This is a genomic window from Pantanalinema rosaneae CENA516, from assembly GCF_050753385.1.
Taxonomy (GTDB): Bacteria; Cyanobacteriota; Cyanobacteriia; order Leptolyngbyales; family Leptolyngbyaceae; genus Pantanalinema; species Pantanalinema rosaneae.
In genome coordinates this window covers 33351-46115 of the sequence record NZ_JBLZFZ010000019.1, presented here as the reverse complement: position 1 = coordinate 46115, position 12765 = coordinate 33351, and the positions used below count along the sequence as shown (strand labels likewise).

Here is a 12765-nt window from a genome sequence, read left to right as displayed (position 1 = left end):
TTGAGCCATGCGGTTTAGGTGGGAATACAAACATTCGGCGCACAGAGGCTTAGAAGCGACAAGGTTGTGACGGCGAGGGACTCCACGTTCAAGCTGCGAATCACATGATTGTTGGTATCAGCAATGTACAGGTGATCGCCCGCGTAAGCCACTCCCGAGGGTTCTGAGAGCCAGGCATCGACTCCAATACCATCCGCCAATCCAGGGGTGCCCCGACCCGCGACCCGGCGGCAGTCTCCCGTTACAGGATGCACTCGCTTGATGGTGTGATTGTATGTGTCAGCCACCCACAGAAACCCTCTGGCGTGGACTAACCCAGAACAATGCTGGAATTGAGCCTGCGAACCCATCCCATCACGATCACCAAAATGGAATAATTCACCAAGCCCACAGAGAGTCTGCACGACGGACAGGGAACCAAGAGTGATGGCCCGAATTGAACTGGTTTCACTATCGGCAACAAAGAGTCGAGTGCCATCCGTTGTGATGCCATGCGGCTGGGCAAAGGCTGCGACTTCAAGCGAACCATCCACACAATATTCTGCGCCTGTGCCGAGGTAAGTCTGGATAGTGTGATGCACCAGATCCATCACCCAAATTTGATGGGAGCCTGCCATGGCGATGTAGAGGGCATGATCAAGGCATACTAAATCCCAGGGAGAGTTTAATTCCAGCGTCAGGGCGTTGCCACCCTGGGGGAACAGCACCGGGTTTTGCCGTCCGGTCCCGGCGATCGTGCAGACGGTTTTTTGCCGTAAATCAATGGCGCGCAGTCGATGATTGCCAGCATCCGCAACGTAAAGGACTGAATTGGACGCATCCAATGCCATGCCTTGGGGAGCCGAAAACTGAGCAATTTCCCAGTCTCCATCCTGCCAGCCTGCCACCCCCGTCCCGATCGTCGCTTGGAAGGTGCCATCTAACTGAGTGATGACAATCCGGTGGTGTCCCGTATCTGCAATAAATAAGGCAGCACTCCGTTCATGGGCAAGCACCTTCCCTGGAAAGGCTAAAGGCGTTACTGCCAGGGGATCGACAGGAATCATATCCTGTAAGCGTTTCTCACTCAGGGTGGCTTTGCCGGTGTGTTCCTCAATCAATCGCGCAATCAAGTCATCCAGGATTTGCCGTCTACCTTCGCCTGCCAGAGTTGTCACGATATACCCCTGCGGATCAATCAGCACAAAGGTGGGATAGGCACGGATCGAGTACTGATCCCAGAGGGTGTGATCGCGATCAACCACAACAGGATGGGTGATGCCGTAGCGCAAAATTGCCTGGTGGATGCTATCTAGATGCTGTTCCTGGTCAAACTTGGCCGTATGCACCCCGATAATAGTGAGCTGACGCGAATATTTCTGCTCCAGGTAATGCAAGTCAGGGATGACATGCAGGCAATTGATACACCCGTAAGTCCAGAAGTCAAGCAGCACAATCTGCCCACGTAGAGCTTGCAGGGACAGGGGATGCTCGCAATTCAGCCAGGGCAAGGTGGGAGGGAATTGGGGTGAGCGCAGGCGAACCATGAGGTTAAGCATTCCACACAACGAAGCTTAAACCCATTATCCTGTCAGTTCTGAGCAACACCCCAGCGTTCTCTACCCCTATCTCAAACTTGCTGCCATCAATATCCTTTCAAATCTCCTGGGGTCGATCAGGGACTGCTGGTCAGGTCACCCCTGAAGCAGTTAGTAGCCATCCGCCATCTGGCAGATGGGGCGCGGTCGAACACGACGAAATGCGTGTACGGTGTCCTTCGCTTAACCTCGATCGATCGCGGAACACTTACCCCGCTCAGTCTACCGTTCCATCTGCATCTGAAGTTCAAATAACAGCACCTCCCAATCACTTTTGGTCAACTCCGCTTCCGGTGTGCCAAACACTTGCTGGATAAACTGCTCCCGCTGTAACCCTGTCCAGCCAAGCTGCTGCATGCACTCCTCACTCACCTCTTGCAGCACTTCCACAGGGATGGGATAGTGTTGCACCACCTCCCGCAACAACATCGGCGACTCCAGGAAATCTGTTAAGTCAGGCCGCACATACCAATCGGCTTGCTCCAAGGCAAACGCTGGCGGGGGCGCTGTGAAGTAAATCGCATCCAGTTCATCGTCCACCCACAACCAACCCACCATCCGGGCGATCGCCAACCAATCTTCTTCGTCTGGCTCCAGGGAGCGAGCTTCCACAGCCAACAAGTCTACCTGGTTGAGCGGATTGTACACCCCGATCGACCAGGCTAACGCCGCTTCCTCGGGGTGGTCTTGGTGCTCCTGAGCTAACAGTGCTTCGATCTCTGCCTGCCTCGCTGCATTTTGATCGGGTTTCTCAACCGGCTGTGGCAACCGAGCCGTTAACTGCTGGATCTCCTGCCACCCAGTGTTGATCTTCTGCCGCTTCGTTACTCTTGGTGCTCCAAACCCACCTGGCATAGCTGCTCTATCCTCTAACTCATCTAACGACAAGTTCTGATCAACATCACCCACTGCCCCGGCACTGATGGGTTCCGGCTGGGCAACTTCCTGAAAATATTGCTGAGCTTCCCCCACCAAAATCGGATCGCCACTGTCTAGCCATGACTGCATCTTAGCAAGGTGCTGCGCCGCTCTGAGCGAACGCGGGTCGTTGAACCTAACTGGAACCCCTGTGGAAAACCCCCCAGACCCCCCAGCATCTAATTGCCCAACCGCTTGCCCTTCAAGGGCAGCGGCAGGGAGCACAAACTTATTAGGGTCAATCGGCTGGCTTTGCCCTTCCAGACTGGGTTTAAGGCAGGCAATATCCGCTGGTTCGATTTCCACAGGGTGGTCTTCCGCTCCCAGACTGGGTTGGAGATGTTGGGGATGCCATAACTCCTGGTACTTATCTAGCGTTTGGCTACCTATGCCATAGGCTTTAATCGCTGCTTTACGGGCGGTCACTTGGCTGGGTAATGCGTTTTGGGACAGCAGGTCAGCCACCGCTTGGCTGATCCGATCACGCGCACTCTGCGCTTGCTGTTGATTCCAAGTTGGCATAGCAGGAGTATTCGGGGCGAGCTGAGTGGTTGGCTTGGCACTCTGTTTACTACCAAAGGCATAGTAGTGACTGGCTTCGACGGCGGCTCCCCACTCTTGGGCACGTTGGTCGATTTCATGTTGGTGTCGTGACCAGTCCGCATACCCAGGCAGCGATCGGGCAATCCGCGCAATATCTTCCACCAAGGCAGTGCCCGTTAACGGCGCTTCCGCATACAGGACATGCCCAAAAATATATGAGCGCATGGCGATTCGACCTAACAAGCGATTCGTTTGCCCATAGCCCGTCCACCCCGGCTCAATCTCGGCATTCAGGTCATTCAAGAATTTATTCGCTTTGCCGGTTAAGCGAAACTGACGGCGGCGGGCGGTGCAGAGTATGTGATCCAGGGCGGCTTCATCCACCGCGTTCCGCCGCTGCGCCAACTGCCACTGCTGTACAAAGGTCTGCTGATCGCCCCAAATCAGTTGCAGGTCACTGTTGATCAGGTACGACCCGGCTTGCATCGGCAGGCGATGCCCGTGATACAGGCTGGGTTCACCACTCGGGGAATACGGCTTGCCGTGGGGAAACACTTCCAACTGCCCCGGCACTAATTTGAACCCGGCATTTTCCAGCAGCGTCGTGACCGCCAAGGCGATCTTCCAGGTCTTCTGCTCGGTGTCAAAGGGCAGATATAGGTGCATCCCACCGCTATAGCTGGAGGTACACAGCACAGATTGCACTAAGCCCAACACCTCCAAGGTCGCAACCATTCGTCGCCATGCCCAGCGATCATGACTCGGATGGTACACGCTACCCTTATCGATGTCCAGCAGCAGGTAACGGGTGGTTGCACCAAACCGCACTCCATACAAGTAACTGCCTTGTTGAATCAGGCGATCGCTGAGCGGATAGCGGCTTTCGGTCTTCCACTCTGGGCGCTCATCAGGATTCGGATGCTCGGCCCATAAGTAGTCATAGCGATGTGGCCAGAGGGCGAGAAAGGCGTCACCCCATTCTTGGATTGATTGAAACTGCGGGGCGGGAGCGGACTTCATGCCTTGTCCTCCCACCCGATATAACTGCTCACATGCACAATAAAACTCCCTATGTCAGTAGCGATGACGAATAGGAAGCCATGCAAAATTTAGGGCAATTGGTCAAAGATATTGCATCATTTGACAAATTCCCACTAAAATTGTCATAGCAACGCCGGGCGACCTAACACTGCTTTTCTCGTTGCTGGTTAGCGTCCCCGCATCCTATCCAAATTGTGAATTAAGTCTTCCGCCCCCTCTGTTCCAGCAGACGGGGTTCTGACTTTTAAAGGGTATTTAAGTTATTTAGTCACCTCCTGTACCTTACAAAGGGGCAAACTTGTTGGCTGATCAAAATTCGGATCAGTGTGTCTAGATCTAAGCGCAGATCCCCAAAAATGCAGCAATTTTTGCAAAAATCTTCGAACCGCTACGGGATTATCGGTCTCCCCTTCAACAAAGCTCGGGCGTAGTATCGACCAACTGTTGTAGTGACCAGGCAGCATAGTGGAGCCACCCAAGTAAGCCTTCAGTAAATAGGAGAGCTTAACTTCAGAGGCTTGATGCTTCGGATAAATCGACACGGCTTTGAGCGCTTCATATAGGTAGACAAAACTTATATTTAGCAAGGCTTTCCGAGAATAGCCAATTCTCTCTAGTTGTTTCCGGGTAAGGCTATAAATACCCTTACCCAGTCTAGATTTGGACGGTTGTACAAGCGGTACTGTCATAGCGACTGCCCTCATTTTGATTTGTCATTTTTGGGCAGTGGAATTTTTCCTTGGTCTTCAGCCCCCTCTATGACTTTTTGCAGCAGATATGCCGCTAGATTTGCCACGGGTCTAGCCTCTGACTCTGCCCAAGTTTCCAGTTTTAGATAGATCCCATCCGGTAGGGTGACATGAATGCGCTTACTCACGGATTCTTGTGTGTCAATGTTGCTTAGATGATACATCTCAGTCTCCATAAAGCCTCAATTCTAGCTTTTTAGGCACTATATAGATTCAGATCAGCTACAAAGAGCTACAAATATGTTAGATTTCTCTACAAAGGGTAAGCGTTGATGAGCTGTATCGACGATCCCACCGATCTATTAGCTCCGTCATACGTTGATTCTCCTTAGTTCTGCTTAGAAGTCTCATGTCAAACCACATTTTTATCCCACCGATCGCTCTATCGAATTCTGTGCCCCTGCCATCTCCCCTACCAATTCCAAAATTTCAAATCGGGCAGGATGTGTTCTGGGCTAATGTTCCTTCTCAAGACTGCAAAATTGCATGAACTTCGGCACCTAATTCTCCGGAGACTTCGGCACTGAAGTGACAACTACTTCGGCACCGGATTCTCCGGATGCTTCGGCACTTAATTCTCCGGAGACCTCGGCAGGTCATTCACATCCAACTTCGGCACCTGCGCCTACACTGCACACACATTAATGAGCAGAAGTAGGAGCACCGATGAAACGACAACAAGGAGGATTACTGCCGATGGCCAAATTTCGAGAAATGGTGCGTTTGCACGAGCTAGGACACAACCAAAGCGCCATCGCTCAGAGTTGTGGAGTTGCCCGTTCCACGGTACAGGATTACATTCGGCGAGCTGTGGCGAAGGGGTTAAGCTATGAGCAATTAAGCCAAATGAGCGACCGGCAAGCGTTAGAGGTGTTGGGCAAAGGCAAACGACCGGTGTCCCACCAAACTGAAACGATTGACTTCGGTCAAGTTGCGGTGGAGTTGCAACGCAAGGGTGTCACTCTGGCACTGTTATGGCAGGAAGGATTGGACAAGGGGGAGTGGCAGCTGAGCTACGGTGGCTTCTGTCGGCGCTACAACCGTTGGCGAGCCCAGCAGAAGTTGTCGATGCGGCAGGTCTACAAAGGGGGGGAAAAGCTATTTGTGGACTACTGCGGGTTGACGGTAGCAGTGAGTGATCCGGACACGGGTGAAGTCGTGCCGGCGCAAATCTTTGTGGCGTGTCTGGGTGCGAGTAACTACACTTATGCCGAAGCTACGCCGACCCAGGAGTTGCCCCATTGGATTGGGTCCCATGAGCGGGCTTTTGCGTTCTTCGGAGGCGTCCCTCAGATTGTGGTGCCGGATAATCTCAAGTCTGGGGTGACTCATCCGTGTCGGTATGAACCTGGCATCAACCGCACCTATCAAGAACTGGCTGAACATTATGGGGTAGCGGTCATTCCCGCGCGCCCCAAAAAGCCGAAGGACAAAGCAAAGGTGGAAAAGGCGGTGCAAGAAGTGGAGCGGCAAATCCTGGCGCCCTTACGGAACGAACGCTTTACCAGTTTTGTCCAGTTGAACCAGGCGATTGCGACGCGGCTGAGTGCCCTCAACGGGCGGATGATGCACGGCTATGGCCTATCGCGTCACGCCTTGTTTGAGCAGGTGGACCAACCGGTCTTACAGCCGCTGCCCATGCAAGCGTTTGTCCTCGGGCAATGGAAACGAGCCAAAGTGAATCTGGACTATCACATCGAAGTCGAAGGGCACTACTACTCGGTGCCTTACCGCTTCGTCCATGGTTCAGTCGAAGTGAAAGTGAGCGAGCACTTGGTGGAGATTTTTCACGACCATCAACGCATTGCTTGCCATCAACGCTCACGCGTCCGCTACCGCCATACTACCTTGCCGGCTCACATGCCACCAGCGCACTGGGCCTATAAAGCCCAATCGAAAGAAGGCTTTCTGGCCTGGGCAGAACGCATCGGGACACAAACCAGAGCCCAGGTGCAAGCCATTTTTGAGAGCAAGGAGCATGAAGAGCAAGCCTTTCGTACCCTCAAAGGAGTGCAGCGCTTAGCCGGACAGTATGGTCAAGACCGCTTGGAAGCCGCCTGTCATACGGCCAATGTCTTGGGCATGGTCGGCTTGAAACGACTCCGCTCGCTCCTAGAGAATCGCTTAGAGCAAGCGCCTGTCTGTGTTCAAACTCCATCGGCGGCCCCAGTCGAACATGCCAACCTCCGGGGTGCCCAGTACTATCAATAAGGCGATTACCTATGAATCCATCAACGGTTGAACAACTCAAAGCCTTGCGTCTGGGTGGGATGCTCGACGCCTGGAGTGAACAACACACCAGCTCGACCTACCACGATCTGGGATTTGACGAACGCTTCTCGTTACTAGTTGAGCGCGAACATCACCGGCGGGGCCAACAGCGTCTCCAACGTCGGCTCAAGCAAGCCCAACTCTCGACGACCGCTTCGGTGGCTGATATTGATTTTTCGGTCTCTCGGGGACTGGTTAAATCCAAGTTCCTGGAACTTGCCGGCGGGCAATGGGTGCAAGAGCATCTCAACTTGATGCTGGTCGGACCCACTGGCGTGGGCAAAACCTTTCTCTCTTCGGTATTGGCCAATCATTGTTGCACCCTCGGACAGACGGTGCGCTACATCCGCAGCGCCGATTTGACCATGGAACTCAAACTCGCTCGAGCCGATGGGTCTTTGCCCAAGTTGCAGCGTCAATTCGCGACGTTCAATCTGCTGGTGCTTGATGACTGGCTGCGAGATCCACTGCCCGCGCCAGAGGCTCGCGACCTGTTGGACTTGCTCGATTTACGCTACCGCAAAGCTTCCTGCTTATTTGCCACGCAACTCCCGGTGGAAGACTGGCATGGTCAAATTGCTGACCCAACCTTGGCCGATGCCATTCTCGACCGGATTGTCCACGACTCGTTGCGGTTAATGCTCAAAGGCGAATCCATGCGAAAGCTCACGAGCAAAATGCACGCCCACTCCCAGTCCACTTAATCAGTCAATTTATTTCATTTTGTGTTTTTAGACGCATTGCTGATGCGATCTCATTGCCGATCTGAATTAATAGGTTTAGACCTGCCGAAGTTGGCCGTGAATCCAGTGCCGAACTCGTGGAAATACAGCATCAAGACTCCGGAAAAGTTATTGGAATTTTCTGGGCATCAGAAAGCTCTGTTGTAGCTACTGGTTTTCATTACGCCGTGATGCTCGATTACAGCCATGATTCTCAGTCCTCTGTCTTTATAGATTGGGCTTTTGAGCAGGATTTGGAATTTATTCCTCCTGATAACTGATTTCAAATCGATTTTTGGGGTTGAATTTATGGCGAATCAGGTTTCAGAAAAACATTGGCACTTGGTCGAACTGTATCAAAACTGTCCTCCTCCAATGCATCCAGCACAGTTTTTACAGCATTGGGAAGTTGATTATCCTTCATTAAGCCGCCTCCTGAAAATCTCTAGAAGCACGATCGAACATTGGTTCATTCAAGGCAGTTCATATCGCGAACCAGGTGCAATCTACTGCCGCCGTCTGGGTGAAATCCACTTTCTTTGGAGCAATGCAGATCGCATCACTCCCGAACTCATTCAACTTTGGTGCAACTCCTGTAAGTAGAACTCGCATGTGCACTGTGATAAAACAATTTGCCTCGTTAATGGTTACTGTCCACCTCAGGCTCTTGTAGCCTCTTCTTCATTTCGTGTGTAATTATCCACACGGAATTTCTTGTAAACTTGTGCCCCTTAACAGTTCTAAATCCTCGATCGTTCAGTTCTTGGGCAATTTCAGCATTGCTCAGACCATCAGCTACCAACTCTTCAATTAAACGAAGAGTAGTTTCAGGGAGACCTTTTAAACTAGATTTTTTTCGCTTGGAGATTTTCTTTATATAGCAAATTGAATCTACTGATTCTTGTGTAAACTCTTGCTCGTTAACGCCTCTAAATTCCCTCCTGTTTAACTCCTGGGCAACTTCACAATGAGTCATACCACCAGTCACTAACTCCTTAATCAACTGAAGAGTAGCCTCCGGAAGGCTACCCGAATAAGAACTCTCTCGTCTCGTAATTTTATGCTTGGAGCAAATTTGCCCCACTGAATTTCGTGTAAATTCCTGCTCTTTACCACCTCTAAGTCCTCGCTCGTTTAGCTCCTGAGCGATTTCAGAATGGCTTTTACCACTGGCTACCAGCTCTTCAATTAACTGGAGAGCCGTTTCAGGAAGGCGACCAATTCTGATGTTAATATACAGCTCACTAACAGCACCAGTATGCCAGAGAATTTTGACTTGCCTGCCATACTTATCATCAGAGACAGGTGATAGAGAAACTTGCTGAACGAGTAATCTCAAGATTCCCTTGCGCTGTTGTGGAGTTGTTGTTGGAGCATTCCAAACAGTAGGATAGTCCTGTGCTAAATCCAGGATTTGCTGCTGTTGCGCATCTGACAGTTCTAAGTTAGAGTCCTTTCGGTTTCGCTCAAACTCTTGGTGTAATTTATCCAATGCCATCAATTTATCATTCAGTTCTCGTTCCAAGTGAGCAGCTACTTTTCGATTTTCAGGGTCAACCAATTCATACCGACGCTGGGCTTTTTTAACAGCATCCTCAGCTTGCTTCAAACTAAGCTTCCACTGCTCCTCCTGTTTCTGTCTCCCTTGTTTAATTTCATCGAGGACAGCCAGAGACAGATCTAGCTGCTCTACATTCAGCATTTGAAGAACATACTTTCCAACAGCTTCGTCAATGACATTTCCAGATGTCGTCCAGCACCGCTCAGCACCATGATTGCGATAGTATTCATCGCAATCGTATCTAATGTAGCGATTTCAGAACGAATGTCCATAATACGTTAACGTTGTAAGCATTTTGGGTAAGTAATAGAATTTCCCGAACTAAACCACAGCTTAAAGAGTCCGCAATCTGCTAAGCAGATTGCGAGTTTCTTTACTATGGAAAGTTATGAAAGCTGACTTAGATTTCGTAAATACGGCCAATCAACTTTATGGCAGTAGATTTGGTTCCAAGTCTAAATTTGGGTTGCAGTTTAGATATTTCGCCGCTCTGCGGCAGGGAATCTGACCCATATTTAATTGAGCAATTAGAGAAGCTCATCTTGAGGGAGCCATAGCTTCCTTAACAAGCGGTAGATAGTTTTTACAGTAGTAAAACTCAAAATCAACGCTGCGACAAACTAGTTTATCAACACATTGCCAGCGAAAATTTCGGAAAATACCGTTGTCGTTTGCAAATCAATTAGATTCAACGATTTATTCAATGGGAAGATAAACTTATTGAGCCATGATTCTGCGTCTCACTCTTCAATCGATATATTAGTTGTTGATTAAGGCAACTGAAGTTCACAATCACCTTAAAACACAAGTTACTCCAACCCATTAGATTAGACAACCCTAATCGGAAAGCAAATAACAGATAAAATAATAGAAACTCCAGTAATATAAGAAGCTTTTCCAAAATTTTTATTTTAGAATCTCAGTAGCTACTGAGTGTTTTATCCCATTATAGAAATTTTATTCCTAACACCTATTGAGTCGTTATATTTTTCTGCAACACTTTCTGAAAATGCTTCCTAAAGCCAGTTTCAAGATTTTTATTTTTTGAAATTAAAACAAATGTTGAACAAACTCTTTTGAAAATATCATCATTCGTTTATAAAAACAATGTTATCATATAGGAATTAACTGAAATCGAATACTGATTTGTAGTAGCAAATCGTTAATTCAGCTCAGTTTTTCTAGAAAAACAGTTTTCACAAAACTTAACGTCTCTCTCTACAACTATAGAATTATGAGTCTTATATAAACTTCTGCTCCACTTCACTGGAAGAGCTTTTAAGGCATATCACCTCAAACCCGCTCAACCTTCTACCTCGGCTATCCACACCGCCCGCTTCGATTCCCCCGTGGTGTACAGCCGTTTTGCTAACTGCTCAATCGCTCCGTACACGTGCAGCCGTTTGGCAAACTGCAACAGGGCACCTCGTTCAGCTCTCTCCATACCGCGATGGCTTACTCCTCTTCCCCAGATCGTTCGGATCGCTCCGGGTCATCTGGTGCCTCGCCTCGGGCTCTGAAGTGAGGTCGCCCTTGGCTATACAGCGTTTGAGCTACCTCTTTCAACATCTCCCGCGCTTGCTGGATCAACGAGTCGGGAAAGTTTTGCACCCACACGATCGCTTCCCCCGCCGCCGAAACCACAAACGTCCACCCTGCCGCCTGGATTTCAAACGGGTAATACTCTCCGGAAACCACCCAATTCTCCTGAGCCTGCACTCGCGCTAAATCCAGGTAATACCGCTCCTGGGCTGGTACAGCAACCAGCAACCCCAGTTTGGGCAAGTGCAGCAGATCAAACGGTACAGCCTGCTCCCCCTCCACCCGCTCCCGTTCTGGTCGCGCCTGCCGCTCGATCGGGTGGATCAGCCGAGCCTGCAATTCTTCCAATTGACTCGCCGGTTGTTTCAACAGTTCGCGCACTTGCCACCAATCGGGGCACCAAGACTCAGAACTTGCTTGAACCACACTACGCTCGATCGCCGCCAAGGCTTGATCCAAGACGCTACTCTGAAGACGATACCCGACGCTGCCCTGCACCTGCACAATCGCACACATCTCTTCCACTGCCAATGCCAGCAGGCAATCTTCCAGCAATTGACAGCTGCCTGCGGTTTCTGTGTCGGCTCGGGCTAACGCAACCATCGCCTCGCGCAGAAAAGTACGTTGCGAATAGATCGGGAGTCGTTGGTTCATAAGGTCACCTCCGTCAGCAGTACATGGAAATGATGCATGTTGTGAATGACGACACCCACCAGCAGGCCCACCATCGCTCTTGCGGGATCGAGATCTTGCGCCGCCGCTGTATACGCCGCTAAGCGAAACACCTCAGAGCGCAAGGTCTGCCGCATCTCTGACACCGATCTCATACAGGCGGACTTTACCTCCAGCAGATAAATCTTGCTGCTGACGATCTGGCTCCCAGATACCGCATCGGTGCCAATCAAGTCAGGAAAATCATGATAGGGGCGGCTGATAATCCGCGCTTGCATCAACCGCTGCAAAAGCAGGGCACCGACTCCTTCCCCGATCGCGGCAACTGCACTCTTATTCACTGATAACCCTTGCCCACCCGATGGATGGGCGAAATAGTACAGGGGTGCAAATCCGGGTTCGGGATAGATCGGACGATTGAGGGACAGGAAGAAGTTCACTTGTTCAACCGCATCATGCACCAGTTGCTCGGAATAGCGATGAATACACCAGCGCAGGGTCGCCTCATCCACGGTCAGGGAACCCGCCGGTTGAAACAAAGCGGGTTTCAGCGCCACGGTCCGCTCAAATTGGTGCCGTAATGCCTGACGACTGGTTGCTGCCTTCGCTAGGGCAGCTTCCTGCGGTGACAACGGAATGGATTGACGCTCCAGGGTGATCTCGATCGACATGATCAGACTGCGAAACAGGACTGTTCTCACCCTACGGGCGAGGCGCTCGATCCGGCAAGCAATCCCTGTCACCGTGACAACCGAGGGATGACACCAGAACGATCGTGACCCTCCAGCCTCATACATCATTGATTTGGTGTCAGCGATCGAGGGTACCAACAGCTGCCTTGGCTTAGCGCATCGCTGAGTCATTCCCCACCCGTGGGGCCATGAACCAGACCACATCTCTGCTACACACTGGCTCAACCAACAGCGCAATCCCGCATCCTAAACAACCGCATAGCTGCAACCGGAGAAACACCCGATAAAAGAGCTCTAAAAACTAACAAAACATCACTTAGTGCTTAACACAGAAAAAGTAGTTAAAAACCAATTAGCAATTCACTTTTGACATATTTAAGTAAATAATTTTTCTCATTCAGAAGATCTTTGCTATCCTATAAAATATTCACAATCCTGGAGGCTGATATATTCAACCTTCAACCCATCCTTCACCTC

At 50.5% G+C, this 12765-nt stretch carries 11 protein-coding genes; 4 read left to right on the top strand and 7 right to left on the bottom strand.

All coding sequences use genetic code 11. The features are described from left to right. Positions 1-14: 14 nt before the first annotated feature. The 3 genes from ACN4EK_RS13195 to ACN4EK_RS13185 all read right to left on the bottom strand — a co-directional run bounded on the left by ACN4EK_RS13195 (position 15) and on the right by ACN4EK_RS13185 (position 4956). Positions 15-1526, bottom strand: a complete 1512-nt coding sequence (locus ACN4EK_RS13195; protein WP_431658366.1) for a thioredoxin-like domain-containing protein — start codon at positions 1524-1526, stop codon at positions 15-17. A 273-nt stretch (positions 1527-1799) separates the two neighbouring features. Further along, positions 1800-4058, bottom strand: a complete 2259-nt coding sequence (locus tag ACN4EK_RS13190) for a hypothetical protein (protein WP_431658365.1) — start codon at positions 4056-4058, stop codon at positions 1800-1802. 721 nt (positions 4059-4779) lie between these two features. Further along, positions 4780-4956, bottom strand: a complete 177-nt coding sequence (locus tag ACN4EK_RS13185; RefSeq protein WP_431658364.1) for a ribbon-helix-helix domain-containing protein — start codon at positions 4954-4956, stop codon at positions 4780-4782. Positions 4957-5494: 538 nt separating this feature from the next. Between ACN4EK_RS13185 and istA the strand changes: the two genes are divergently transcribed. From istA to ACN4EK_RS13165, 4 genes are all read left to right on the top strand, one after another. Then, the gene (gene istA / locus ACN4EK_RS13180) at positions 5495-7039 is read left to right on the top strand and encodes an IS21 family transposase (RefSeq protein WP_431658363.1); all 1545 of its coding nucleotides are present in this window, start codon (positions 5495-5497) and stop codon (positions 7037-7039) included. 11 nt (positions 7040-7050) lie between these two features. Further along, positions 7051-7803: an IS21-like element helper ATPase IstB gene (istB, locus tag ACN4EK_RS13175; RefSeq protein ID WP_431658362.1), complete on the top strand. Its 753-nt coding sequence runs from the start codon at positions 7051-7053 to the stop codon at positions 7801-7803. A gap of 116 nt (positions 7804-7919) precedes the next feature. Then, positions 7920-8102, top strand: a complete 183-nt coding sequence (locus ACN4EK_RS13170) for a hypothetical protein (protein ID WP_431658361.1) — start codon at positions 7920-7922, stop codon at positions 8100-8102. Between the two features lie 28 nt (positions 8103-8130). After that, a complete protein-coding gene (locus tag ACN4EK_RS13165) occupies positions 8131-8424 on the top strand; it encodes a hypothetical protein (protein WP_431658360.1) in 294 nt (97 codons plus the stop codon). 37 nt (positions 8425-8461) lie between these two features. Here the strand turns inward: ACN4EK_RS13165 and ACN4EK_RS13160 are convergent, their stop codons facing one another. The 4 genes from ACN4EK_RS13160 to ACN4EK_RS13145 all read right to left on the bottom strand — a co-directional run bounded on the left by ACN4EK_RS13160 (position 8462) and on the right by ACN4EK_RS13145 (position 12396). Continuing rightward, positions 8462-9523, bottom strand: a complete 1062-nt coding sequence (locus ACN4EK_RS13160) for a recombinase family protein (RefSeq protein ID WP_431658359.1) — start codon at positions 9521-9523, stop codon at positions 8462-8464. Positions 9524-10685: 1162 nt separating this feature from the next. Continuing rightward, positions 10686-10826: a hypothetical protein gene (locus ACN4EK_RS13155; RefSeq protein ID WP_431658358.1), complete on the bottom strand. Its 141-nt coding sequence runs from the start codon at positions 10824-10826 to the stop codon at positions 10686-10688. 11 nt (positions 10827-10837) lie between these two features. Further along, positions 10838-11578 carry a hypothetical protein gene (locus ACN4EK_RS13150; RefSeq protein ID WP_431658357.1) on the bottom strand — a complete coding sequence of 247 codons (741 nt, stop codon included), beginning with the start codon at positions 11576-11578 and terminating at the stop codon, positions 10838-10840. Then, positions 11575-12396 (bottom strand): hypothetical protein, encoded by an 822-nt coding sequence (locus tag ACN4EK_RS13145; protein WP_431658356.1) that lies wholly within the window; start codon positions 12394-12396, stop codon positions 11575-11577. Before ACN4EK_RS13145 ends, ACN4EK_RS13150 begins: the two co-directional genes overlap by 4 nt. Between the last annotated feature and the right edge of the window lie 369 nt (positions 12397-12765).